The organism is Leuconostoc citreum, from assembly GCF_004354555.1.
Classification (GTDB): Bacteria; Bacillota; Bacilli; order Lactobacillales; family Lactobacillaceae; genus Leuconostoc; species Leuconostoc citreum.
On record NZ_PUFH01000004.1, the window covers coordinates 18,841 to 40,471 of the forward strand.

A 21,631-nucleotide genomic window follows, 5' to 3' on the forward strand; every position below is an offset into this window, starting at 1 on the left:
GGAACGGTAGTCACATAAACCTACCGAAAGCCTGGTGTATCAATATTTAGCGATGATGATTAAGGTTGCGACACGCGCGGCCGCGTTGCCATGGGCGCGCAAAACACAAGCAGTGTTGTCGGTTTTTAATCGGAGTTAGCTGATTTACAAAATCAACGAGGAGGCACGAAATAATGGCACAAAAGAAGATCCGTATCCGTTTGAAGGCATACGAACACCGTATCTTAGACCAATCAGCAGAAAAGATTGTTGAGACAGCTAAGCGCACAGGTGCAGAAATTGCTGGTCCTATCCCATTGCCAACAGAACGTACATTGTACACAATTCTACGTTCACCACATAAGCATAAGGATAGCCGTGAGCAATTCGAAATGCGTACGCACAAGCGATTGATCGACATTGTGAACCCTACTGACAAGACAGTTGACGCATTGCGTAAGCTTGAATTGCCATCAGGTGTTGCAATCGAAATTAAGTTGTAATTCATCGGATTACACTTCGCGCCTCATCGAGGCAAAATAAAGTCAAGAAAAAATTAAGGAGATTAGTCATGACTAAAGGTATCTTAGGCCGCAAAGTCGGTATGACTCAGGTTTTCACAGAATCTGGTGAATTGATCGCCGTAACTGCTGTTGAAGCTACACCAAACGTTGTATTACAAGTTAAAAATATTGCAACTGATGGTTATAATGCTATCCAACTTGGTTACCAAGACAAGCGCACAGTTTTGTCAAACAAACCTGAACAAGGTCACGCTTCTAAAGCAAACACGACCCCTAAGCGCTACGTTCGTGAAGTCCGCGATGCGGAAGGCGAATTTAACGCAGGGGATGAAATTAAGGTTGACACATTCCAAGCAGGTGATTACGTCGACGTAACCGGTATCACAAAGGGACATGGCTTCCAAGGTGCTATCAAAAAGCTTGGACAATCACGTGGTCCTATGGCCCACGGTTCTCGCTACCACCGTCGTCCTGGTTCAATGGGTGCAATCATTAACCGTGTATTTAAGGGTAAGCTATTGCCTGGTCGCATGGGTAACAACAAGCGTACTATGCAAAATGTTGCTATTGTTCACGTTGATGTTGAAAACAACTTGTTGTTGTTGAAGGGTAATGTCCCTGGTGCCAACAAGTCACTATTGACTATCAAGTCAACAGTTAAAGTTAACGCAAAGCATCCTGAAGTTAAGATGGCCGGTGTATCTGCATCTGCTACAACTGAAGAAGCTTAATATAAAATATATAGAAAGGAGAACAATCAATCATGACTAAAGTTGCTGTATTAAAGCAAGATGGTAGTCAAGCTGCTGAACTCGAATTGAATGACGCAGTTTTCGCCATCGAACCTAACAACGCCGTTATCACTGATGCAGTTTTGATGCAACGCGCATCAATGCGTCAAGGGACACACGCTGTCAAGAACCGTTCAGCGGTATCTGGTGGTGGACGTAAGCCTTGGAAGCAAAAGGGTACTGGTCGTGCACGTGCCGGTTCAATCCGCGAACCACAATTCCGTGGCGGTGGTATTGTTTTTGGACCTACACCACGTTCATACGCATACCGTATCAACCGTAAGGCATACCAATTGGCTTTGAAGTCAGTTTTGTCACAAAAAGTTGCTGAAGGTAAGTTAGTAGTTGTTGATGCTTTGTCATTTGAAGCACCAAAGACACAAGACTTCAAGAAGGTTTTGGCTAACTTGTCAGTTGACACAAAGACATTAGTAGTTGTTGATGAAGACAACGAAAACGCAATCTTGTCAGCACGTAACTTGACTAACGTTCAAGTTATGACAACAAAGGGTATCAACGTACTCGACGTTGTTAATGCAGATAAGCTGGTGATTGTTCAATCATCAATCGAAGAAATCCAAGGAGGTCTTGCCTAATGGATGCACGCGATATTATCCGTCGCCCGATTATCACTGAAGCCTCAATGGCACAAACAGAACGCAAGCGTTATGTTTTTGAAGTTGATACTCGCGCAACAAAGCCTGAAATTAAGAAGGCAATTGAAGAGATCTTCGACGTTCAAGTAAGTGGTTTGAACACAGCTAACGTTCGCGGTAAGAAAAAGCGCCAAGGTCGTTATGTTGGTTACACACGCAAGTTGAAGAAGGCAACAGTAACGTTGTCTAAAGATTCAAAAGATATTCAGATCTTTAACGAAGGTTAATTCTAAATAGGAGGAAAAGACATTGGCTATCAAGAAGTATAAGCCAACCTCAAACGGACGTCGTAACATGACGGCTTCAGATTTCGCTGAAATCACGAAGTCAACGCCCGAAAAGAGTTTGTTGGCAAAGAAGTCAAAGACTGGTGCACGTAATAACTCTGGTCGTATGACTGTTCGTCATCACGCTGGCGGACATAAGCAAGCCTACCGTTTGGTAGACTTCAAGCGTATTAAAGATAACACGACAGCTACTGTAAAAGCTATCGAATACGATCCAAATCGTACAGCAAACATTGCTTTGCTTGTCTATGAAGATGGTATTAAGTCATATATCTTGGCGCCAAAGGGATTGAAGGTTGGCGATAAAGTACAATCTGGTCCTGATGCCGACATCAAGGTCGGCAATGCCTTGCCATTGAGCAACATTCCTGAAGGTACTTTGATTCACAACATCGAATTAAAGCCTGGTAAGGGTGGTCAATTGGCACGTTCAGCTGGTACATCAGCACAAATTTTGGGTAAGGATGGCAAGTATGTCATCGTGCGCCTAACATCAGGTGAAGTACGTTTGGTTCTTGCAACTAACCGTGCAACTATTGGTGAAGTTGGTAACGCTGAACACTCATTGATTAACTGGGGTAAAGCTGGTCGTAACCGTTGGCGTGGAAAGCGTCCACACGTTCGTGGATCAGTTATGAACCCTAACGACCACCCACACGGTGGTGGTGAAGGTAAAGCCCCTGTCGGTCGTCCAAGTCCTATGTCACCATGGGGTAAGAAGACTGCTGGTAAGAAGACTCGCGATAAGAAGAAGGCTTCAACAAAGTTTATCGTTCGCGGTCGCAAGAGTAAGTAAGGGAAGGAGACAACTAATGGCTCGTAGTTTAAAAAAGGGACCATTTGCGGACCCACACTTGCTTAAGAAGATTGAAGCGCAAGCTGATTCTGAAAAGAAGTCAGTGATCAAGACTTGGTCACGTCGTTCAACAATCTTCCCAAGCTTTATCGGCTTTACAATTGCCGTTTATGATGGTCGCAAGCACGTTCCAGTTTTTGTGCAAGAAGACATGGTTGGACACAAGTTGGGTGAATTCGTACCAACTCGTACGTTCAAAGGCCACAAGGCTGATGACAAAAAGACTGGTAAAAAATAAAGGAGGAAATTGAAAAATGGCTGAACAAATTACTTCAGCTCGTGCGACAGCCAAGATTGTTCGCGTTGCCCCACGTAAGGCACGTCTAGTTCTTGACACAATTCGTCGTAAGAGCGTTAACGAAGCATACGCAATTTTGAAGTTCCTACCTAACACTTCTACTGAAGATATTTACAAGGTTTTGAACTCAGCAGTTGCTAATGCTGAAAACAACTTCTCATTAGACAGAGAAGATCTTATTGTGAAGGAAGCCTTTGCTAACGAAGGACCTACGCTTAAGCGTTTCCGTCCTCGTGCCAAGGGTTCTGCTTCACCTATCAACAAGCGCACAAGCCACATCACAATTGTGGTTGCTGAGAAGGAGGCAAAGTAATGGGTCAAAAGATTAACCCTACTGGATTCCGTGTCGGCGTTATTCGCGACTGGGATGCAAAGTGGTTTGCTGACAAGGCTGATTATGCTAACCAACTTCACGAAGACTTGCGTATTCGTAAGTATATCGAAAAGAACTTAGCGGACGCCGCAGTTGATCGCATCGAAATTGAACGCAGCACAAAATCACGTGTTGACGTTTCTGTCCACACTGCTAAGCCAGGAATGGTTATTGGTAAGGGTGGCTCTGAAGTTGAAAAGCTTCGTACACAATTAGCAAAATTGACAGATAGAGATGAAAAGGGTCGTTCAAAGCGCGTTTTCATTAACATTGTTGAAATCAAGAAGCCTGATTTGTCTGCTCATTTAGTTGGACAACAAATTGCTGGTGACTTAGAACGTCGTGTGGCTTTCCGCCGCGCAATGCGTGGTGCTATTCAACGTGCCACACGTTCAGGTGCTAAGGGTATTAAAGTTATGGTTTCAGGTCGTTTGAATGGTGCTGATATTGCTCGTATTGAACAATACACTGAAGGCACAGTGCCTTTGCACACATTGCGTGCCGACATCGATTACTCATGGGACGAAGCAATGACTGCTTATGGTAACTTGGGTATTAAGACTTGGATCTACCGTGGTGATATTTTGCCACAAAAAAAGAACAGTAAGTAAGGAGGGAAGCAAACATGTTAGTACCAAAGCGTGTTAAATTCCGTCGTGTACACCGTGGTCACATGCGTGGCGAAGCAAAAGGTGGAAAGACGGTTGCGTTCGGTGAATTTGGCTTGCAAGCAACAACTTCAAGCTGGATTACCAATCGTCAAATTGAGGCTGCCCGTATTGCAATGACACGTTATATGAAGCGTGGTGGTAAGGTTTGGATTAAAATCTTCCCTCACAAGTCATATACATCTAAAGGTGTCGGTGTTCGAATGGGTAACGGTAAGGGTGCACCCGAAGGTTGGGTTGAACCTGTTAAGCGTGGCAAAGTAATGTTTGAAGTTGGTGGCGTTCCTGAAGCTACTGCACGTGAAGCATTGCGTTTGGCACAGCACAAGTTGCCTGTACGTACAAAGATTATTGCTCGGGAGGCTGAATAATGGCTAAAGCAAGTGAATTGAAAGAATTGTCACTTGCGGATTTGCAAAAGCGCGAAGCCGAATTCAAGGAAGAATTATTCAACCTGCGTTTCCAATTGGCTACTGGCCAACTTGAAAACACGGCGCGTATTGCACAAGTTCGTAAGGACATTGCACGAGTTAAGACAGTTATTCGTGCGCAAGAATTGGCAAACGCCAACAAATAAGACGAAAGGAAGAAGCTGAAAAATGAGTGAAGAACGTAATGCTCGTAAGGTTTATCAAGGCCGTGTTGTTTCAGATAAGATGGACAAGACAATCACTGTCGCTGTTGATACTTATGTGACACACCCTGTCTATGGTAAGCGTGTTAAGTACACAAAGAAGTTTAAAGCCCATGATGAGAACAATACTGCTAAGATGAATGATATTGTTCAAATTATGGAAACACGTCCTTTGTCTGCAACTAAGCACTTCCGTTTGGTTAAAATCGTTGAAGAGGCTGTTGTTCTCTAATTCGATTGATATCAAATCGTCGTAATTAATTGCTAACTAAGGAGGAAGAACCATGATTCAACAAGAGAGTCGTTTAAAAGTGGCTGACAACTCTGGCGCACGTGAAATCTTAACGATTAAAGTGCTCGGTGGTTCAGGCCGTAAGTTTGCTGGTGTGGGTGACATGATTGTTGCTACAGTTAAGCAAGCTATCCCTGGTGGTAACGTAAAGAAGGGTGACGTCGTAAAGGCTGTTATCGTTCGTACTGTTTCTGACGTTCGTCGTGCAGACGGTTCATACATCAACTTTGATGAAAACGCCGCTGTTATCGTTAAGGACGACAAGTCACCAGTTGGTACGCGTATTTTTGGACCTGTTGCACGTGAATTGCGTGACAGCGACTACATGCGTATTGTTTCATTGGCACCAGAAGTGCTCTAATACTGACAAGGAGGAGCCAAATCATGTTTGTAAAAACAGGTGATAAGGTTCGCGTCATTGCCGGCAAAGATAAGGGAAAAGAAGGCACAATCACTAAGACTGTTGCTGGAAAAGATCGCGTAGTTGTCGAAGGCGTGAACATCGTTAAGAAGCATCAAAAGCCTTCTAACGAATATCCACAAGGTGGTGTTATCGATATCGAAGCACCTATCCATGTATCAAACGTGCAATTGCTTGACCCTTCAACTAACGAACCAACAAAAGTTGCGTTCAAGATTGAAGATGGCAAGAAAGTTCGCGTATCTAAAAAGTCTGGTAACGTACTAGGCTAATATTGAAAGGTGAAATCATTTTCATGGCTAACGCACTAAAAGAAAAATATGTTAATGAAGTTCAACCTGCTTTGATCGAAAAGTTTAACTTTACATCACCAATGCAAGCCCCAAAGATCGACAAAATCGTTCTTAACATGGGTGTTGGTGATGCAGTTTCAAACTCAAAGAACTTGGATGAAGCGGTTGAAGAATTGAAGCTAATTGCTGGACAACAACCAGTAATTACAAAGGCAAAGAAATCAATCGCTGGTTTCCGTTTGCGTGAAGGTATGTCAATCGGAACTAAGGTTACATTGCGTGGTGCACGTATGTATGAATTCTTAGACAAGTTGATCAACATTTCATTGCCTCGTGTCCGCGATTTCCGCGGTGTATCATCAAAGGCCTTTGATGGTCGTGGTAACTACACACTTGGAATTCGTGAGCAATTGATCTTCCCAGAAATCGATTTTGACCAAGTTAACCGTGTTCGCGGCTTGGATATTGTTGTTGTTACAACAGCTCAAAACGATGAAGAGGGTCGCGAATTGTTGACACTCTTGGGCATGCCATTTGCTAAGTAATTAGGCATTTTAAAAACGTTTGTTACTCTTAAAAAAGAGTGACACGTTTTTAACTGTTATAGACCAAAATAGTCTATAATAGTTAAGAGCGTGTCATTTCATTATGTCCGTTCAAAAATAAAAGGAGGATATCGATAGATGTCTATGACTGATCCAATTGCTGATTTATTGACACGTATTCGTAACGCCAATTTGGCACATCACGAAGTCGTTGAAATTCCAGCATCAAAAATTAAAAAGAGCATCGCTGAAATCTTGAAATCAGAAGGTTTCATCCGCGACGTAGAGTACATTGAGGATAACAAGCAAGGTGTTATTCGTGTATTTCTTAAGTATGGGGAAGACCGTAACCGCGTGATTACAGGAATTAAGCGTATCTCAAAGCCAGGTTTGCGTAAGTATGCCAAAGCTGATTCATTACCAAAGGTTTTGAATGGTTTGGGTATCGCAATTATCTCAACTTCTGCCGGTGTTATCACTGACAAAGAAGCGCGATCAAAGCAAGTTGGTGGCGAAGTAATCGCTTACGTTTGGTAATATATCTAAGAAAGGAGACTTACCATGAGCCGTATTGGAAATAAAGTAATTACACTTCCTGCTGGTGTTGAAGTATCTCAAGAAGGTACAGTTGTTACTGTTAAAGGCCCTAAAGGCACATTGTCACGTGAAATTGCTTCACAAATTTCAATGTCTGTCGAAGGTACTGAAGTAGCATTCACTCGCGAAAGTGACGACAACAAAACAAAAGCTTTGCACGGTACAACACGTGCTAACGTTGCGAACATGGTCGAAGGTGTTTCAGAAGGATTCACTAAGACATTGAAGCTTGTTGGTGTTGGTTACCGTGCTGCAAAGTCAGGTTCAAAATTGACTTTGTCAGTTGGTTATTCACACCCTGTTGATTTTGAAGACCGTGAAGACTTAACTGTTGAAGTACCAGATGCTTTGACTGTTAAAGTTTCAGGTATTTCAAAGCAACGTGTTGGTGACTTAGCCGCTGAAATTCGTGCCGTTCGTTCACCTGAACCATATAAGGGCAAGGGTATTCGTTACGAAGGCGAAGTTGTTCGTCGTAAGGAAGGTAAGACTGGTAAGTAAAAGTAATTTACTTAGCACGACTATCTTAACTCTCAAAATAAATTTTAAATGGCATATAGCCATCAGAAAAGGAAAGCACAGCTATGATTTCAAAACCAGATAAAAACAAGCTCCGCGTTAAGCGTCACAAGCGCGTTCGTGGAAAGATTTCTGGTACTGCTGCTCGCCCACGTTTGAACGTTTTTCGTTCTAATGCAAACATCTACGCGCAATTAATTGATGACGTAGCGGGTGTAACGCTAGCAAGTGCCTCAAGCCATGATGCAGAAGTATCAGGTACAAAAACAGAACAAGCTACTAAAGTTGGTGAATTGATCGCAACACGTGGTAAGGCTGCAGGATTCGAAGATGTTATCTTTGATCGTGGTGGTTACCTATATCACGGCCGTGTTCAAGCATTGGCAGAATCAGCCCGTGAAAACGGATTGAAGTTCTAAGGAAAGGAGGAATATAAAAAATGGTTGAATTCGTTAACCCTAAGTCACTTGGTGAATTAGAAGAAAACGTTGTTGCTATTAACCGTGTCACAAAGGTTGTCAAGGGTGGTCGTCGTTTGCGTTTTGCTGCGTTGGTTGTCGTTGGTGATAAGCAAGGACATGTTGGTTTTGGTACAGGAAAAGCACAAGAAGTGCCTGAAGCTATCCGCAAGGCTATCGAAGACGCTAAGCGTAAGTTGATTACTGTTCCTACAGTTTCAACGACTATTCCTCACGACGTCCTTGGCGTATGGGGCGGCGGTAAGATCTTGATCAAGCCAGCCGAAGAAGGATCTGGTGTTGCAGCCGGTGGTGCCGCACGTTCTGTTATGGAACTAGCAGGTATTGCTGATGTGACTGCGAAGTCACTTGGCTCAGCTACACCAGTTAACGTTGTTCGCGCAACTTTTGATGCTTTGACAAGTTTGAAAGATGCAGAACAAGTAGCAGCTTTGCGTGGTGTTTCTTTGGAACACTTGGCTGAATAAGGAGCGATAAAATGGCTGATTTGAAAATCACTTTGATTAAAAGTGCGGCTCATCGCTTACCTAAGCAACGTGCGATTGTTAAGTCTTTGGGGCTTGGTCGTGTGTCTAGCTCAGTGGTGAAGCCTAACAACGAAGCTACTCGTGGCGCAATTTTCCACATTGCACACTTAGTAAGCGTCGAAGAAGTAAAGTAATAAACTATTAAAATAGGAGGTACCGAAAGATGAACTTGAACGAATTACAACCTGCTGCCGGTTCACGCAAGTTGCGTAACCGTGTAGGTCGCGGTACGTCATCAGGAAATGGTAAGACATCCGGACGTGGTCAAAAGGGTCAAAAGGCTCGTGGCAAAGTGCGTTTGGGGTTTGAAGGTGGACAAATGCCTTTGTACCGTCGTATTCCAAAGCGTGGATTTACTAACATTTCACGTAAGGAATTCGCTGTGGTTAACTTGGAAAAGTTGAACACATTTGCTGATGGTACAGAAGTGACGCCAGCACTTTTGATTGAAAACGGTATTGTTAAAAATCAAAAGTCAGGTATCAAAGTTTTGGCTGTCGGTCAACTTGAAAAGAAGTTGACTGTTAAGGCACATAAGTTTTCTGGCGCTGCTAAGGCTGCTATTGAACAAGCCGGTGGAACAACTGAGGTACTTTAATGCTACGCACGTTATTTAATGCAGTACGTGAAAAAGATATTCGTAAAAAGTTGGGATGGACGTTTTTAATTCTGTTTATTTACAGAATTGGCACACATATTACGGTGCCAGGTGTCAACCCTTCAGCTATGGCGAATATGGCTAACTCAGGATTAATGAACATTTTGAACATTTTTTCTGGTGGTGGCTTGATGAACTATTCATTGTTTGCAATGGGTGTTTCACCATACGTGACGGCACAAATTGTTGTGCAACTTTTGCAATTAGATATCGTGCCTCGCTTTGTTGAATGGAGTAAGCAGGGTGAAGTTGGTCGGCGAAAGTTGAACAATGCCACACGTTGGTTAACCCTTGTACTTGCCTTTGTTCAATCCGTTGGTATTACAGCAGGGTTTAACTCGCTGTCTGCCTATGGGTTAGTTAGTCAAACAAACAATGTCATGTCATTTATCGTCATTGGTTCAGTAATGACGATTGGGACATTTTTTGCGATGTGGCTAGGTGAAATGATAACTGAAAAGGGACTTGGAAACGGTGTTTCTATGATCATCTTTGCTGGCATCATTGCACAGGCACCTGAAGGTTTGTATGAAATTTTCAAAGAAAATATTTTACAAGCAAATTCAAATGATTTAACAAACGGTATTGTCTTTATGGCTGTGTTGATAACAGCAATGATCTTGATTATTGGTATTACAACATGGTTCTATGAAGCTACTCGTCGTTTGCAAATGCAGTACACGCGTTCTGCAGTATCATATGGTAGTGAAGCTTATTTGCCACTTAAAGTTAACGTTTCTGGCGTTATTCCGGTTATCTTTGCTTCGTCGTTTATTAGTACACCACAGACAATTTTGTTTGCATTCCAAGATAAATTTGCTTCGGCACAATGGTATCAAGTGATGCAACAGATTTTCAGTATGACGACACTACCAGGTGCAATTCTTTATACCGTATTAATCATTGTCTTTACATACTTTTATGCTTTTGTGCAAGTTAACCCAGAAAAGTTAGCTGAAAATTTGCAAAAGCAGGGGGCTTACATCGTTGGTGTACGTCCTGGTGATGAGACAAAAGCATTTGTGTCACAGTTACTTTTGAGCTTGAGCTTTGTTGGCTCTATCTTTTTAGGTTTCGTGGCACTAGTGCCACTCATCGCGTCAGATGTATGGAGTTTGAACGAAAAAATTGGTCTAGGGGGCACCAGCTTATTAATTGCTATTGGTGTTGCACTTGACTTAATACGTCAAATTGATGGTTTGATGCAAAAGAGAAATTATATTGGGTTTATTACGAAAAAACAGTTAGCAACTCGGGAGGCAACTAATGGCTAATAATTTGATTTTGTTGGGTTTGCCAGGTGCTGGTAAAGGCACACAGGCAGAATTTATTGTGAAGGACTACCCTACTGTTCATATTTCTACAGGAGATATTTTCCGTGCCAATTTAGCTAATGATACATCATTAGGTAAGCAGGCGCGTGAATACATGGACGCTGGGAACTTGGTCCCTGACGAAATCACAAATGCGATGGTTGCCGATCGTTTGAATCAAGATGATGTTCAGGCTAATGGGTTTATGTTAGATGGCTATCCCAGAAATGAAGCACAAGCTGAGTTTTTAGATCACTATTTAGCTGAAAACAACTCTGCCGTTTCTGCAACACTTTATTTTGAAGTTTCTGATTCATTACTGCGTGAACGTCTGTTAGGGCGTGGTCGCGCAGACGATACACCTGAAGTTATTGATAACCGTTTGGAAGTTAATAAAGCCGCTAATTTGCCACTTGTAGATTATTACAAGCGTGCAGGTGTGCTTCACACAATCGATGGCGGACGTGAACTGGCCGAGGTGTATCATGATGTGAAAGCAGTTTTGGACAACTTATAAAAGTTTCTAAAATCACATTGAGAAATGCCAGTATTTCTGGTATAATTTGATAGGTTAAGCACTTATCAGCAATGTTGAACATGATTAATACAGGAGGTTAAGTGCATGGCCAATGATGTCATCGAAATTGAAGGTAAAGTTAAAGAAACTTTACCAAATGCGATGTTCCAAGTAGAACTCGAAAATGGCGCTGTAATTTTGGCACACGTTTCGGGTAAAATTCGTAAGAATTTTATTCGAATCTTGCCAGGTGATCGTGTCACAGTCGAAATGTCACCATACGACTTAACAAAGGGTCGTATTACTTATCGTTTCCGTTAAGAAGTGATTTGGAATAATCAGTTAACCGAATAGGAGGAATAGATTATGAAGGTACGCCCATCAGTTAAGAAGATGTGTGATGCTTGCCGCGTTATCAAGCGTAATGGTCGGACAATGATCATATGCTCAGCTAACCCTAAGCATAAGCAACGCGCTGGAAAGTAATTTTCAGAACTACGCAGAATAAATAGTTATTGTAAATAGACATAATCGTCGTTTTCAAAATATAAATAGGAGGTAATTTGTTATGGCTCGTATAGCAGGTATTGATTTGCCACGTGACAAGCGTATTGTCATTGGCTTAACATACATCTACGGAATCGGTAATACTACTGCACAAAAGATTTTGGCTGAAGCTGGCGTATCTGAAGACGTCCGTGTTCGTGATCTCTCTGCAGATCAAGAAGACGCCATCCGTGCAACAGTTGACAAGTTAAACTTGCAACTTGAAGGAGACTTGCGTCGTAAGGTATCTTTGGATATCAAATCATTGCAAGAAATCGCTTCATACCGTGGCATTCGTCATCGTAAGGGCTTGCCCGTTCGTGGACAAAACACGAAGAACAACGCTCGTACACGTAAAGGCCCAGCTAAGGCAATTGCTGGCAAGAAAAAGTAATCTAAGATTATCTTTTTCTGTTGTATCCTAATCGATACGGCACATGATTATCGCAACCATAGTTGCGTAATGTTGGTTATTAAGTTAACCCGAGAAATTATACGAAAAGTATTGAAAAGGAGGCAAACATTATGGCAGGTCGTACAACGCGTAAGCGTCGTGTGAAAAAGAATATTGAAGCTGGTGTGGCTCACATCCATTCAACATTCAACAACACTATCGTCATGATTACTGATGTTCAAGGTAACGCAGTTGCTTGGTCATCAGCCGGTGCACTTGGCTTCAAAGGAAGTCGTAAGTCAACACCATTCGCTGCTCAAATGGCAGCGGAAGCAGCAGCAAAGGGTGCCATGGAAATGAACATGCGCACTGTTGCGGTTACTGTTAAGGGGCCAGGTTCTGGTCGCGAATCAGCTATCCGTGCTTTGGCAGCAGCTGGCTTGGAAGTAACATCAATCAAAGATGTTACACCAGTTCCCCACAACGGATCACGCCCACCAAAGCGTCGTCGTGTTTAATTGATTTTCATTGCTCTTGCTTTGAAAGAAGGGGTAAGAATTACAGATGATTGAATTTGAAAAGCCAAATATTCATAACATCGAAGAGGATGCGCACTATGGCAAGTTTGTCGTAGAACCTCTTGAGCGTGGATACGGTACAACGCTAGGTAACTCATTGCGTCGTATCTTACTTTCATCGCTTCCGGGCGCAGCCGTTAATACGGTTCAAATTGACGGCGTTGTCCACGAATTTTCAACAGTGGATGGCGTTGTTGAAGATGTCACACAAATTATCTTAAACCTTAAGAAAGTTGTGTTGGCGATTGATTCAGATGATGAACGTAGCCTTGAAATTGATGTTCAAGGTCCTGCAGATGTTACTGCTGCTGATTTGCAAGCAGGAGCTGATGTAGAAGTTTTGAATCCTGATTTGCATATCGCTACTGTGGCAGCAGGTAAGTCATTGCATATGACGGTCACGGCAGTTAAAGGTCGTGGTTATTCATCGGCTGACGAGAATAAGCAATTGCGCGACGAAATGCCTATCGGCGTGTTGGCAGTTGACTCAATTTATACGCCTATCGAACGTGTGAACTATCATGTTGAAAACACACGTGTTGGATCACGTGATGATTATGATAAGCTCACTTTTGATATTTGGACAAATGGTTCAATCAAGCCAAGTGATGCTTTGAGCCTCGGTTCAAAGATTTTGGCCGAACATTTGAACTTGTTCATGGACATATCTCCAGTGGCAGCTGAAGCCAATGTTATGGTAGAAGCAGAACCTGTTGCAGCTAGTGCGTCAGATTCAGCGCCAATTGAAGATTTGGACTTATCAGTTCGTTCTTATAATTGTCTCAAACGGGCCGGTATCAACACCATTGTGGAGTTGACAGATCGCACTGAAGCCGACATGATGAAGGTGCGTAATCTCGGTCGGAAATCACTTGACGAAATCCAAGAAAAGCTAACAGAAATGGGCTTAGGATTCCGCAAGGAAGATTAACACATGTCTTTAAACTACTAAAAAGGAGGATTCACCAATGCCATATCGTAAGTTGGGTCGTACATCTTCACAACGTAAAGCGATGTTACGTGATTTAACCACTGATCTTTTGATTAATGGTCGTATCACAACAACTGAAGCTCGCGCCAAAGAAGTTCGTAAGACTACTGATAAGATGATTACATTAGGTAAGCGTGGTGACTTGGCGGCTCGCCGTCAAGCTGCTGCCTTTGTCCGCAACGAAGTTGCTGACGTTATCGAAGACGGCGACAACGTGAAAGTCCAATCAGCTTTGCAAAAGTTGTTTGATGACGTTGCACCTCGCTTTGCTGAACGTAATGGTGGTTATACACGAATTCTCAAGACTGTCCAACGTCGTGGCGATGCCGCTCAATTGGTCATCTTGGAACTTGTTGATTAATAATTATCATCACATCTAAAAATCCTTGAAGTTATAAAAACTTCAAGGATTTTTTATATGTTCTATTAATATTTACGGTTGAGTAAAATACCGCTTAGCTGTTCGAGCTGTAATCGAATGCCTTCATCAGGTAATGACTGAATCATCTGCTTTAAGGATTCAGTATAGTTAGTCAATAAATCTGATAATTTCACCATGGCATTACTTTCAGTAATCAAGGTATGCAAAGTCATCATTTCTATGTCGCTAATATCATCACGCTTGGCTAATAAAGGTATTATTTTGTCAGAAATTACCGGATCTGCTAGCGCAAAGAGTATGGGGGCTGTATAGATGCCGTTACGGATATCTTGGCCCACTGGCTTGCCAAGTGATAAATCTTGTGTGATTGACTCAAAATCCAAATAATCATCTAGTAATTGGAAGGTGACACCAATATTTTCTCCGAGATGACTGACCGTTTCTAGTAAAGGTTCACTGTAATTGTCTCCACTAATGACACCAAAACTAACGCTCAATCTAAACAATGCTGCTGTTTTACCTTTAATTTGAGTTAAATAAGAGTTAAAATCAGCAGACAAATTATATCTATTTTGCTTTTGAACAAGCTCGCCAAACAGTATTTCTTGTAAGGCTTTTAGAGCGAGTTTATTAGCAGCGGGTTTGTCGGCGCGCTCCAAAAGTGAAAACATACCAGTCAATAGATAGTCGCCGGCGTAGACGGCAGTATCTTTGCCAAATTGACTTTGAATACTTTCATGGCCGCGACGTAATTTAGATTCATCAATAATGTCATCATGAATCAACGTTGCTAGATGGAGTAATTCAAGGCTAGCACCAAGTGAAATAGCCTTAGCGTTGTAAGGGTTATCACTTAATCTAGAAAATAATAGGGTGAGTGCTGGTCTAATAAGTTTTCCAGCATTGAGCTGGGATCGAATGGCAGTGTCGATTTCTTCAAAACCAATGTGCCAACTTGCAGACATATCTTCTAAGACAGCCTGCAAAGGTGCAGATAATTCAGGAAAATCTTCCCAAAATTTGGGTAAAGTAGGCGTAGACATGTTAATTTTTCTCTATTTCTCTCAAGTATACTTACTGATAAGTATACAGGTATTATGTACAAAGTGCGAGAAACTAAGTATCGCACTTTATTATTATAACTTACTTATCTAAATCATCATAAATTGACTTAGCTTTACCATACCAAAGTCCACCGAATAGCTTTTGAAGTAATGGCACAACATAGAAATCCAATCCAAATCCACGGCCAGAACCATTCATAATAGCAATGCTTGAAAGCAAAATGAACCAGTGTGTCATATCAAAGCCATTAGTAGCCCACGCTGTGATTGTTAAAATAATTGAAACAACAGCAAGTGGCCAAGTGAAGAGACCAAGTAAAATACCTGCACCAGTCACAATTTCAATGAAACTAGCTAGACCATGCTGCCAGAAGAGCATGTTGAGGTCGCCGAGTCCACCAACTGCAGCTAAAATCCAAAAGATACCTAGAAACAGACGTAATGGTGTAGACCATAACACGTTACCGAGACGTGAAATCGTACCCTGGAAAGGATTACGGCCATTTTCTGTCCGGAAAAACTCATCCATCATATAGTGGAAAATTGAGTACATTGAACGAATTTGAGAGTAAAAGAATAGGTTGATGCCATGTTTTGCCAAGCTAGCGAAGAAACCAGAGAAATTTAAGCCCATCAGACTAGCTACGGTGTAATGTGAGCCAATAGATACAGCGAAGCCATGATACTTAACCAACTCAGAAAATGTCTTAGCTTGACCAAAGCCAAGATCAGCTAACAGATTATGAGATGCCGTACGAGCAGCACTTTCAGCACCTTCTACGGTTTGTGGGACAGGGCCTGTCTTTTCATCAACATATGATAAGGTATCGCCAGCAACATAAATATCTGTTGCTGATTCATCATTATCTAATTTGGCACGCATATAATCATCAGCTTCAATACGACCGCCTCGTCCATATTTGAAGCCCCAGTCAGAAATAAATGACTTAGCTTTAACACCTGCTGTCCAGATTAACGACTTTGTAGGTAATGTTGATTCATCAGCAAAGATGACACCGTCTTCATTGACACCAGTGACACGTGAGTTGAGACGAATATCAACACCGTTGCTAGTCATATATTTGAAAGCCTTATCAGCCAAATGACGGTCTTTTAGCATGTTTAGAATTGAAGGTGATGCTTCCAACAAAACCAGCTTAATTTCACTTTCATCTAGCTTATAGTTTTGGGCCAAGACACGTCGTTGCTCAATAAATTCGCCCATCAATTCAGCACCTGTGAAGCCAGAGCCAACAACTGCAATCGTTAGTAATTGGGCACGTTTTACAGGGTCTAATTCAGCAGCACCTTGACCAATAATGTTTTCCACGTGATTACGAATCTTCAAGGATTCTTCCATCGACCACATTTCAAAACCATGTTCTTTAACACCGGGGGTTCCAAAGTCATTTGATTGACCACCAATAGCTAGAATAAGCTTTTCGTAATTAATATCCCCATGTGTTGTTTTAATAATTTTATCATTTTTGTTAATACCATTGACCTCAGCAGTCAACAATTTAACATTTTTATTCTGATAGAAGAGATGTTCTAAATCTTCTTGTACGTGTTTAGGTGCAACACGTTGTGAAGCCACTTCGTGCAATTCTGTCATGTACGTGAAGTAAGAATGCTTATCAATCAAAATGATATTATATTCTTTATGTGATTTTAACTTCTTTGACAAAGTTTTTGCTGCAAATACACCACCAAATCCAGCACCAACAATGACAATGTTTTTTTCTGCCATGACTATTTTCTTCCTTATTGTGAATTGTCTAATATTCTTGTGAAATATCTATTTTATTATAGACTAATTTCCGTTATTTTAAAAGAGTTTACCTGAAAATAAGTTTGTGAAGTAACGTGTCTGTTAATAACATATGGCATAAACTAATAATAGTATAATACGAGCAACCTATGATAAAATAAGGTCTAATGACAAAAGCAATTAAAATTAACAATTTAAAATACAGTTATGATTCTGATCAGAATTTATTCGATGATTTTAATCTCGATATTGAAACTGGTGAATGGGTAGCATTAGTTGGGCATAATGGTTCAGGTAAATCAACATTAGCTAAACTGATATTAGGACTAATTGCCGCGACTGGCGGAACCATTAGTGTTTTTGATGATATATTAAGTCCCGAAACGGTTTACCGTATTCGAGAACAGATTGGCATGGTTTTCCAAAATCCAGATAATCAGTTTGTCGGTGCAACAGTGGCTGATGATGTCGCCTTTGGCTTAGAAAATAAGCAAGTTGCTAGTATCGAGATGCCAAGATTAATTGAGGAAGCACTCACGATTGTCGATATGCAGGCGTTTAAAGATCGCGAGCCGCATATGCTTTCTGGTGGTCAAAAACAGCGTGTAGCGCTCGCTAGTGTGCTTGCTTTAAAGCCTAAAATTATTATTTTAGATGAAGCAACTGCAATGCTGGATCCAGCGGGTAGACAAATGGTCATGGCGACTTTAACGTCACTTAGAGAGCGATTTGGCAAAGCATTGACGTTAATAACGATTACACATGATATGGATGAGGCTGCATTAGCGGATCGTGTCGTAGTTATTAATGATGGGCAACTCATTTTGGACGGCACACCGCATCAAGTGTTTAGCCAACAGACTATGCTACGTGACAGCGGCTTAGAATTACCTTTTTCAGGAGAGTTGGCCTCACAGTTGCACAATCATCCTGAAAAATACTTAGACGAAAGAGAATTAATTCAGTGGCTATCAGATTTGAGCAAGTAAACTTTACTTATGGGGCTGGGACAACATTATCACAAGATGTATTACATGATATTAATGTGAACATGCCAACTGGTGAAATAACAGCGATTATTGGACAAACTGGTTCAGGTAAATCAACACTTATTCAACATATTAATGGGCTATTAAAGCCAACAACAGGGCAAGTTTTGATTGATGATTTTAAACTCACATCAGGTACCAAGGAAAAGCAACTTATCCAATTGCGACAAAAAGTGGGTATTGTTTTTCAATTTCCGGAAAATCAATTGTTTGCTAATACGGTAATTGAAGATGTGATGTATGGGCCATTAAATTTTGGTATGACGAAAGCGGCAGCCAAAATAGCCGCTGAGCAAGCATTAACGCGTATCGGCGTGTCAGAAAATCTATGGTCGAAATCACCATTTGATCTTTCTGGTGGGCAAATGCGTCGCGTGGCAATGGCAGGCACTTTAGCTAGTGATCCTTCGGTGATTGTTTTAGATGAACCAGCAGCCGGTCTTGACCCGCGTGGGCAAGCTGAATTACTGGCACTTGTTTTAGAGTTGAAAAAAATGGGCAAGACTGTTGTATTTATTTCCCATCAGATGGAACATGTAGTCACCGTTGCTGACCAAGTTATTGTGATGCATGAGGGCAGAATCGTAGCGCAAGAAGCACCAAAAGTTTTGTTTAATCGTGATTTATCTTGGTTTCAAGACTTGATGCTAGATTTACCCAAAGCAGGCCAATTTGCTGAAAAAATGAAGGCGGCTGGGCTTATTTTGCCACGCAGACCACTTAATTTACAAGATTTAGCTTCATTAATCAATAAGGGGGCGCAACATGAATAATATTATGATTGGTCGCTTTGTGCCCGGCGAGTCGCTCATTCACCGTCTTGACCCACGTACTAAAATGATTGGGACATTTATCTACATTTTTGTGATGCTGTGGGCGAACAATTGGCAAACCTATCTTTGGTCAGCTGTCTTTGTTGTTGGTTTAATTAAATTTACTGGCCAACCATTTAAATTATATTGGGATGGCTTGAAGCCCATTTTTTGGTTAATTTTATTCACTGTTATTTTACAGTTACTATTTACTCCAGGTTCGCCAGTATTATGGCATTTAGGACCGCTAAGTGTGACTGTGCCAGGGGTAGTGAACGCGATTTATGTGATGGTGCGCTTTGTTTTAATTATTTTAATGTCAACCATTCTAACTTTGACAACACCCCCCACGAGCATAGCTAATGCTATTGAATCCTTGTTGGGACCTCTAAAAAAAATCAAAGTGCCGGTTGCCGAATTGGCGCTGATGCTATCAATTGCGTTACGCTTTGTACCTTTACTCATGGATGAGACGCAAAAAATTATGAATGCCCAGAAATCACGAGGCATGAGCTTTTCAACTGGTGGCCCAATTAAGCGGGCTAAAGCAATTATTCCATTACTTATTCCGTTGTTTGTTGGTGCACTACAGCGCGCGCTAGATCTAGCCAACGCAATGGAAGTCAGAGGCTTTAAAGATGCAGTTCAGCGCACACGCTATCGTATACTGCATTATGACCGGAATGATTATATTGCTTTTTTTACCATTGTTTTTTTTGTGATTATCTTTTTTGGTATCAAAATAGTCACAGGATTTTAGAAAATTAAGGAGTGCATCAATGAGGTGCAATAGTCATGACACGATATAAAGCAATAGTCGCATATGATGGCAGCAATTTTTTTGGTTTTCAAGTACAAACTAAAAGTGGTGTTGAAGTCCAACGCACGGTACAAGGTGAACTTAATAAAGCCGTCAATCAAATGGCTAAGCAACCTGTCACACCCATTAAAGTAGTCGGGGCTTCCCGAACAGACACTGGCGTGCATGCTTTTGGGCAGGTGGTGCATTTTGATTTACCATTCGATATTAATCCTGTCGGCGTGAGCAAGGGATTGAATACACTCTTACCAAGAGATATTCTTATCAAAGCAGTTACGAAAGTTTCTGATGATTTTCATGCTAGATTCAGTACACATGCCAAACGTTATTTTTATCGTGTGTCTACGACAGCATTTACGGACCCGTTTAAACGCCATTACACCGGCCACTTTCATTGGCATTTAGACACAAGTCGAATTCAGGAAGCACTACCTGATTTAATAGGCGAACATGATTTTGCTAGTTTTGCTGCTTCGGGTAATCAAACGGCATCGACAGTTCGCACGATTACTTCAGCACAATTGATTGAGAAGCCAGACGAGCAAGAATTGGTATTTGTTTTTGAGGGAAATGCTTTTTTATATAATCAAATTCGAATCATGGTAGGCGTGTTGCTAGAAATTGGCAATGGTCGCCGTGAAATACACGATATTCAACGTTTAATTGCAGTCAAGGACCGTGAGCAGGCCCGTTTTACTGCACCAGCGAGCGGCTTGTACTTGGACGAAATTGACTATGGTGAGAACCCTGCCAATTAAGCACGATTTGTGAATGGATTTTGCCAAAACCATTGACAATAACCCTTATTTTAGGTAAGATAGAACACGGTATTGTTTACCTCACGATAAGCCCCGGAAACTTATTGTAATTGCGTAGCAAGGAACGGCTACGCCTGTAAACAACTAATCAAAGGAGCGCAAACATGCGTACAACATTTTTAGCAAAACCAGGTGAAATCGAAAAGAAGTGGTATATTATTGATGCCAAAGACGTCGTTTTGGGACGTTTGTCAACAGTAGTTGCTTCAATTTTGCGTGGTAAGAACAAGCCAACGTTTACACCAAACGTTGACATGGGTGACCATGTAATCATTATCAATGCAGCCGAAGTAAAGTTGACTGGTAAGAAAGCCACAGATAAGGTTTACTACCACCACTCAAACCACCCAGGTGGTTTGAAGGCTCGCACAGCTGGAAACTATCGTGAATTCAACCCTGAAAAGTTGCTTGAATTGTCAATCCACGGTATGTTGCCAAAGAACACTTTGGGACGTAAGCAAGGCTTGAACTTGCACGTGTATGCTGGTGCAGAACATGCCCATGCAGCACAACAACCTGAAGCACTTGACATCAACAAGTTGGTTTAAGAAAGGAGAATTTAAATTATGGCTACAGCAGTACAATATGCCGGCACAGGCCGTCGTAAGAACTCAGTTGCTCGTGTGCGTTTGGTTCCAGGTAATGGCCAAATCACAATGAACGGCAAGTCAATCGAAGAATATATTCCTTTCGCTAACTTGCGTGAAGTTGTTTTGCAACCATTCAACGCTACTGAAACATTGGGTAACTACGATGTATTGGTTAACGTTATTGGTGGTGGTTATTCTGGTCAAGCTGGTGCAACACGTCACGGTATCGCCCGCGCGTTGTTGACAGTTGATCCTGATTTCCGTGCAGCATTGAAGTCAGCAGGTTTGTTGACACGTGACTCACGAATGAAGGAACGTAAGAAGCCAGGTTTGAAGAAAGCCCGTAAGGCATCACAATTCTCAAAGCGTTAATATTTTATTTGCGTTATTCAATTGGGAACTATATCAAGCACCATCTATTAACGATAGTAGATGGTGTTTTTTTGTGGCGATTTTTTTGCATTTATTGTTTTTTTGTAATAGAATAATCTCGTTACGGGATGTAGCTCAGTTTGGTAGAGCGCTGTGTTCGGGGCACAGAGGCCGTGAGTTCAAATCTCGTCATCCCGATAAAAAAACACCAACAAAA

Annotated in this window: 36 protein-coding genes and 1 tRNA gene; 35 read left to right on the top strand and 2 right to left on the bottom strand. The window is 41.6% G+C overall.

Annotated features, from left to right (window positions below; genetic code table 11):
* Nucleotides 1-173 precede the first annotated feature (173 nt).
* From rpsJ to rplQ, 28 genes are all read left to right on the top strand, one after another.
* Nucleotides 174-482 (top strand): 30S ribosomal protein S10, encoded by a 309-nt coding sequence (gene rpsJ / locus C5L21_RS01835; RefSeq protein ID WP_002816040.1) that lies wholly within the window; start codon nt 174-176, stop codon nt 480-482.
* Between the two features lie 68 nt (nt 483-550).
* The gene (rplC, locus tag C5L21_RS01840) at nt 551-1,234 is read left to right on the top strand and encodes a 50S ribosomal protein L3 (protein WP_004904438.1); all 684 of its coding nucleotides are present in this window, start codon (nt 551-553) and stop codon (nt 1,232-1,234) included.
* Between the two features lie 32 nt (nt 1,235-1,266).
* Nucleotides 1,267-1,890: a 50S ribosomal protein L4 gene (gene rplD, locus C5L21_RS01845; protein ID WP_004899463.1), complete on the top strand. Its 624-nt coding sequence runs from the start codon at nt 1,267-1,269 to the stop codon at nt 1,888-1,890.
* Nucleotides 1,890-2,177 (top strand): 50S ribosomal protein L23, encoded by a 288-nt coding sequence (rplW, locus tag C5L21_RS01850; RefSeq protein ID WP_004899461.1) that lies wholly within the window; start codon nt 1,890-1,892, stop codon nt 2,175-2,177. The genes rplD and rplW overlap by 1 nt, the downstream gene beginning before the upstream one ends.
* 22 nt (nt 2,178-2,199) lie before the next feature.
* On the top strand, nt 2,200-3,033 hold the full coding sequence (rplB, locus tag C5L21_RS01855; RefSeq protein WP_004899460.1) for a 50S ribosomal protein L2: 834 nt from the start codon (nt 2,200-2,202) through the stop codon (nt 3,031-3,033).
* Nucleotides 3,034-3,049: 16 nt separating this feature from the next.
* Entirely contained in the window at nt 3,050-3,331 is a 282-nt protein-coding gene (rpsS, locus tag C5L21_RS01860) for a 30S ribosomal protein S19 (RefSeq protein ID WP_004899458.1), read from the top strand.
* A 16-nt stretch (nt 3,332-3,347) separates the two neighbouring features.
* Nucleotides 3,348-3,704, top strand: a complete 357-nt coding sequence (gene rplV / locus C5L21_RS01865; RefSeq protein WP_004899456.1) for a 50S ribosomal protein L22 — start codon at nt 3,348-3,350, stop codon at nt 3,702-3,704.
* A complete protein-coding gene (gene rpsC, locus C5L21_RS01870; protein WP_004899455.1) occupies nt 3,704-4,375 on the top strand; it encodes a 30S ribosomal protein S3 in 672 nt (223 codons plus the stop codon). The genes rplV and rpsC overlap by 1 nt, the downstream gene beginning before the upstream one ends.
* A gap of 14 nt (nt 4,376-4,389) precedes the next feature.
* Complete coding sequence (rplP, locus tag C5L21_RS01875) at nt 4,390-4,803, top strand: 50S ribosomal protein L16 (RefSeq protein ID WP_004899453.1); 414 nt, start codon at nt 4,390-4,392, stop codon at nt 4,801-4,803.
* Nucleotides 4,803-5,009: a 50S ribosomal protein L29 gene (gene rpmC / locus C5L21_RS01880; RefSeq protein ID WP_002816028.1), complete on the top strand. Its 207-nt coding sequence runs from the start codon at nt 4,803-4,805 to the stop codon at nt 5,007-5,009. The genes rplP and rpmC overlap by 1 nt, the downstream gene beginning before the upstream one ends.
* Nucleotides 5,010-5,031: 22 nt before the next feature.
* Entirely contained in the window at nt 5,032-5,298 is a 267-nt protein-coding gene (rpsQ, locus tag C5L21_RS01885; RefSeq protein WP_004899451.1) for a 30S ribosomal protein S17, read from the top strand.
* A gap of 52 nt (nt 5,299-5,350) precedes the next feature.
* A complete protein-coding gene (gene rplN / locus C5L21_RS01890) occupies nt 5,351-5,719 on the top strand; it encodes a 50S ribosomal protein L14 (RefSeq protein WP_004899448.1) in 369 nt (122 codons plus the stop codon).
* Nucleotides 5,720-5,742: 23 nt separating this feature from the next.
* Nucleotides 5,743-6,051 carry a 50S ribosomal protein L24 gene (rplX, locus tag C5L21_RS01895; protein ID WP_004899447.1) on the top strand — a complete coding sequence of 103 codons (309 nt, stop codon included), beginning with the start codon at nt 5,743-5,745 and terminating at the stop codon, nt 6,049-6,051.
* A gap of 23 nt (nt 6,052-6,074) precedes the next feature.
* A complete protein-coding gene (gene rplE / locus C5L21_RS01900) occupies nt 6,075-6,617 on the top strand; it encodes a 50S ribosomal protein L5 (RefSeq protein WP_004899445.1) in 543 nt (180 codons plus the stop codon).
* A gap of 138 nt (nt 6,618-6,755) precedes the next feature.
* Complete coding sequence (rpsH, locus tag C5L21_RS01905) at nt 6,756-7,154, top strand: 30S ribosomal protein S8 (protein ID WP_004899444.1); 399 nt, start codon at nt 6,756-6,758, stop codon at nt 7,152-7,154.
* Nucleotides 7,155-7,178: 24 nt separating this feature from the next.
* Nucleotides 7,179-7,715, top strand: coding sequence for a 50S ribosomal protein L6 (gene rplF, locus C5L21_RS01910; RefSeq protein WP_004904436.1), 537 nt, complete (start codon nt 7,179-7,181; stop codon nt 7,713-7,715).
* A gap of 83 nt (nt 7,716-7,798) precedes the next feature.
* Nucleotides 7,799-8,152 carry a 50S ribosomal protein L18 gene (gene rplR / locus C5L21_RS01915; RefSeq protein WP_004899440.1) on the top strand — a complete coding sequence of 118 codons (354 nt, stop codon included), beginning with the start codon at nt 7,799-7,801 and terminating at the stop codon, nt 8,150-8,152.
* A 20-nt stretch (nt 8,153-8,172) separates the two neighbouring features.
* Complete coding sequence (rpsE, locus tag C5L21_RS01920; protein WP_004899439.1) at nt 8,173-8,679, top strand: 30S ribosomal protein S5; 507 nt, start codon at nt 8,173-8,175, stop codon at nt 8,677-8,679.
* An 11-nt stretch (nt 8,680-8,690) separates the two neighbouring features.
* Nucleotides 8,691-8,873 (top strand): 50S ribosomal protein L30, encoded by a 183-nt coding sequence (gene rpmD, locus C5L21_RS01925; protein WP_004899438.1) that lies wholly within the window; start codon nt 8,691-8,693, stop codon nt 8,871-8,873.
* 29 nt (nt 8,874-8,902) lie between these two features.
* On the top strand, nt 8,903-9,337 hold the full coding sequence (gene rplO / locus C5L21_RS01930) for a 50S ribosomal protein L15 (RefSeq protein WP_004899436.1): 435 nt from the start codon (nt 8,903-8,905) through the stop codon (nt 9,335-9,337).
* Nucleotides 9,337-10,671 carry a preprotein translocase subunit SecY gene (gene secY, locus C5L21_RS01935; RefSeq protein WP_004899434.1) on the top strand — a complete coding sequence of 445 codons (1,335 nt, stop codon included), beginning with the start codon at nt 9,337-9,339 and terminating at the stop codon, nt 10,669-10,671. The genes rplO and secY overlap by 1 nt, the downstream gene beginning before the upstream one ends.
* Nucleotides 10,664-11,227 carry an adenylate kinase gene (locus C5L21_RS01940; RefSeq protein ID WP_004899432.1) on the top strand — a complete coding sequence of 188 codons (564 nt, stop codon included), beginning with the start codon at nt 10,664-10,666 and terminating at the stop codon, nt 11,225-11,227. Before secY ends, C5L21_RS01940 begins: the two co-directional genes overlap by 8 nt.
* 105 nt (nt 11,228-11,332) lie before the next feature.
* Nucleotides 11,333-11,548 (top strand): translation initiation factor IF-1, encoded by a 216-nt coding sequence (infA, locus tag C5L21_RS01945; RefSeq protein ID WP_002816015.1) that lies wholly within the window; start codon nt 11,333-11,335, stop codon nt 11,546-11,548.
* Nucleotides 11,549-11,593: 45 nt separating this feature from the next.
* Entirely contained in the window at nt 11,594-11,713 is a 120-nt protein-coding gene (gene rpmJ / locus C5L21_RS01950) for a 50S ribosomal protein L36 (RefSeq protein WP_002816013.1), read from the top strand.
* An 82-nt stretch (nt 11,714-11,795) separates the two neighbouring features.
* Complete coding sequence (gene rpsM / locus C5L21_RS01955) at nt 11,796-12,167, top strand: 30S ribosomal protein S13 (RefSeq protein WP_004899407.1); 372 nt, start codon at nt 11,796-11,798, stop codon at nt 12,165-12,167.
* A gap of 131 nt (nt 12,168-12,298) precedes the next feature.
* Entirely contained in the window at nt 12,299-12,685 is a 387-nt protein-coding gene (rpsK, locus tag C5L21_RS01960; protein ID WP_004899402.1) for a 30S ribosomal protein S11, read from the top strand.
* Between the two features lie 46 nt (nt 12,686-12,731).
* A complete protein-coding gene (locus C5L21_RS01965) occupies nt 12,732-13,676 on the top strand; it encodes a DNA-directed RNA polymerase subunit alpha (protein WP_004899399.1) in 945 nt (314 codons plus the stop codon).
* A gap of 37 nt (nt 13,677-13,713) precedes the next feature.
* Nucleotides 13,714-14,097: a 50S ribosomal protein L17 gene (gene rplQ / locus C5L21_RS01970; RefSeq protein ID WP_004899394.1), complete on the top strand. Its 384-nt coding sequence runs from the start codon at nt 13,714-13,716 to the stop codon at nt 14,095-14,097.
* A gap of 65 nt (nt 14,098-14,162) precedes the next feature.
* Here rplQ and C5L21_RS01975 read toward each other — a convergent pair whose 3' ends face one another.
* On the bottom strand, nt 14,163-15,161 hold the full coding sequence (locus C5L21_RS01975; RefSeq protein WP_004904433.1) for a polyprenyl synthetase family protein: 999 nt from the start codon (nt 15,159-15,161) through the stop codon (nt 14,163-14,165).
* A 100-nt stretch (nt 15,162-15,261) separates the two neighbouring features.
* Complete coding sequence (locus C5L21_RS01980; protein ID WP_004899386.1) at nt 15,262-16,932, bottom strand: FAD-dependent oxidoreductase; 1,671 nt, start codon at nt 16,930-16,932, stop codon at nt 15,262-15,264.
* A gap of 188 nt (nt 16,933-17,120) precedes the next feature.
* On the opposite strand from C5L21_RS01980, the gene C5L21_RS01985 reads away from it, so the two are divergent.
* The 7 genes from C5L21_RS01985 (at nt 17,121) to C5L21_RS02015 (ending at nt 21,612) form a co-directional block, all read left to right on the top strand.
* A complete protein-coding gene (locus C5L21_RS01985; RefSeq protein ID WP_040190653.1) occupies nt 17,121-17,942 on the top strand; it encodes an energy-coupling factor transporter ATPase in 822 nt (273 codons plus the stop codon).
* Complete coding sequence (locus C5L21_RS01990; protein ID WP_004899382.1) at nt 17,918-18,775, top strand: energy-coupling factor transporter ATPase; 858 nt, start codon at nt 17,918-17,920, stop codon at nt 18,773-18,775. Before C5L21_RS01985 ends, C5L21_RS01990 begins: the two co-directional genes overlap by 25 nt.
* On the top strand, nt 18,768-19,574 hold the full coding sequence (locus C5L21_RS01995; protein WP_085699513.1) for an energy-coupling factor transporter transmembrane component T family protein: 807 nt from the start codon (nt 18,768-18,770) through the stop codon (nt 19,572-19,574). The genes C5L21_RS01990 and C5L21_RS01995 overlap by 8 nt, the downstream gene beginning before the upstream one ends.
* Nucleotides 19,575-19,609: 35 nt before the next feature.
* A complete protein-coding gene (gene truA, locus C5L21_RS02000) occupies nt 19,610-20,392 on the top strand; it encodes a tRNA pseudouridine(38-40) synthase TruA (protein ID WP_004899376.1) in 783 nt (260 codons plus the stop codon).
* A gap of 164 nt (nt 20,393-20,556) precedes the next feature.
* A complete protein-coding gene (rplM, locus tag C5L21_RS02005; RefSeq protein WP_004899373.1) occupies nt 20,557-21,000 on the top strand; it encodes a 50S ribosomal protein L13 in 444 nt (147 codons plus the stop codon).
* Between the two features lie 18 nt (nt 21,001-21,018).
* Nucleotides 21,019-21,414, top strand: a complete 396-nt coding sequence (gene rpsI, locus C5L21_RS02010; RefSeq protein WP_004899371.1) for a 30S ribosomal protein S9 — start codon at nt 21,019-21,021, stop codon at nt 21,412-21,414.
* A 124-nt stretch (nt 21,415-21,538) separates the two neighbouring features.
* Nucleotides 21,539-21,612, top strand: a tRNA-Pro gene (locus C5L21_RS02015).
* Nucleotides 21,613-21,631: the final 19 nt, after the last annotated feature.

Excerpts from the sequence above, each read along its gene's own strand:
- rplO (WP_004899436.1), top strand. The coding sequence starts at position 8,903 with ATGAACTTGAACGAATTACAACCTGCTGCCGGTTCACGCAAGTTGCGT.
- rplF (WP_004904436.1), top strand. The coding sequence starts at position 7,179 with ATGAGCCGTATTGGAAATAAAGTAATTACACTTCCTGCTGGTGTTGAA.
- rpsE (WP_004899439.1), top strand. The coding sequence starts at position 8,173 with ATGGTTGAATTCGTTAACCCTAAGTCACTTGGTGAATTAGAAGAAAAC.
- rpmC (WP_002816028.1), top strand. The coding sequence starts at position 4,803 with ATGGCTAAAGCAAGTGAATTGAAAGAATTGTCACTTGCGGATTTGCAA.
- secY (WP_004899434.1), top strand. The coding sequence starts at position 9,337 with ATGCTACGCACGTTATTTAATGCAGTACGTGAAAAAGATATTCGTAAA.
- rplM (WP_004899373.1), top strand. The coding sequence starts at position 20,557 with ATGCGTACAACATTTTTAGCAAAACCAGGTGAAATCGAAAAGAAGTGG.
- rpsJ (WP_002816040.1), top strand. The coding sequence starts at position 174 with ATGGCACAAAAGAAGATCCGTATCCGTTTGAAGGCATACGAACACCGT.
- rplN (WP_004899448.1), top strand. The coding sequence starts at position 5,351 with ATGATTCAACAAGAGAGTCGTTTAAAAGTGGCTGACAACTCTGGCGCA.
- C5L21_RS01995 (WP_085699513.1), top strand. The coding sequence starts at position 18,768 with ATGAATAATATTATGATTGGTCGCTTTGTGCCCGGCGAGTCGCTCATT.
- rplW (WP_004899461.1), top strand. The coding sequence starts at position 1,890 with ATGGATGCACGCGATATTATCCGTCGCCCGATTATCACTGAAGCCTCA.
- rpsI (WP_004899371.1), top strand. The coding sequence starts at position 21,019 with ATGGCTACAGCAGTACAATATGCCGGCACAGGCCGTCGTAAGAACTCA.
- rplR (WP_004899440.1), top strand. The coding sequence starts at position 7,799 with ATGATTTCAAAACCAGATAAAAACAAGCTCCGCGTTAAGCGTCACAAG.
- rplD (WP_004899463.1), top strand. The coding sequence starts at position 1,267 with ATGACTAAAGTTGCTGTATTAAAGCAAGATGGTAGTCAAGCTGCTGAA.
- rplV (WP_004899456.1), top strand. The coding sequence starts at position 3,348 with ATGGCTGAACAAATTACTTCAGCTCGTGCGACAGCCAAGATTGTTCGC.
- rpsS (WP_004899458.1), top strand. The coding sequence starts at position 3,050 with ATGGCTCGTAGTTTAAAAAAGGGACCATTTGCGGACCCACACTTGCTT.
- rplP (WP_004899453.1), top strand. The coding sequence starts at position 4,390 with ATGTTAGTACCAAAGCGTGTTAAATTCCGTCGTGTACACCGTGGTCAC.
- rplE (WP_004899445.1), top strand. The coding sequence starts at position 6,075 with ATGGCTAACGCACTAAAAGAAAAATATGTTAATGAAGTTCAACCTGCT.
- C5L21_RS01985 (WP_040190653.1), top strand. The coding sequence starts at position 17,121 with ATGACAAAAGCAATTAAAATTAACAATTTAAAATACAGTTATGATTCT.
- rpsH (WP_004899444.1), top strand. The coding sequence starts at position 6,756 with ATGTCTATGACTGATCCAATTGCTGATTTATTGACACGTATTCGTAAC.
- C5L21_RS01980 (WP_004899386.1), bottom strand. The coding sequence starts at position 16,932 with ATGGCAGAAAAAAACATTGTCATTGTTGGTGCTGGATTTGGTGGTGTA.
- truA (WP_004899376.1), top strand. The coding sequence starts at position 19,610 with ATGACACGATATAAAGCAATAGTCGCATATGATGGCAGCAATTTTTTT.
- rplC (WP_004904438.1), top strand. The coding sequence starts at position 551 with ATGACTAAAGGTATCTTAGGCCGCAAAGTCGGTATGACTCAGGTTTTC.
- rpmJ (WP_002816013.1), top strand. The coding sequence starts at position 11,594 with ATGAAGGTACGCCCATCAGTTAAGAAGATGTGTGATGCTTGCCGCGTT.
- rpsK (WP_004899402.1), top strand. The coding sequence starts at position 12,299 with ATGGCAGGTCGTACAACGCGTAAGCGTCGTGTGAAAAAGAATATTGAA.
- rpsC (WP_004899455.1), top strand. The coding sequence starts at position 3,704 with ATGGGTCAAAAGATTAACCCTACTGGATTCCGTGTCGGCGTTATTCGC.
- rplX (WP_004899447.1), top strand. The coding sequence starts at position 5,743 with ATGTTTGTAAAAACAGGTGATAAGGTTCGCGTCATTGCCGGCAAAGAT.
- C5L21_RS01975 (WP_004904433.1), bottom strand. The coding sequence starts at position 15,161 with ATGTCTACGCCTACTTTACCCAAATTTTGGGAAGATTTTCCTGAATTA.
- rplQ (WP_004899394.1), top strand. The coding sequence starts at position 13,714 with ATGCCATATCGTAAGTTGGGTCGTACATCTTCACAACGTAAAGCGATG.
- infA (WP_002816015.1), top strand. The coding sequence starts at position 11,333 with ATGGCCAATGATGTCATCGAAATTGAAGGTAAAGTTAAAGAAACTTTA.
- rpsM (WP_004899407.1), top strand. The coding sequence starts at position 11,796 with ATGGCTCGTATAGCAGGTATTGATTTGCCACGTGACAAGCGTATTGTC.
- rpsQ (WP_004899451.1), top strand. The coding sequence starts at position 5,032 with ATGAGTGAAGAACGTAATGCTCGTAAGGTTTATCAAGGCCGTGTTGTT.
- C5L21_RS01965 (WP_004899399.1), top strand. The coding sequence starts at position 12,732 with ATGATTGAATTTGAAAAGCCAAATATTCATAACATCGAAGAGGATGCG.
- C5L21_RS01940 (WP_004899432.1), top strand. The coding sequence starts at position 10,664 with ATGGCTAATAATTTGATTTTGTTGGGTTTGCCAGGTGCTGGTAAAGGC.
- rpmD (WP_004899438.1), top strand. The coding sequence starts at position 8,691 with ATGGCTGATTTGAAAATCACTTTGATTAAAAGTGCGGCTCATCGCTTA.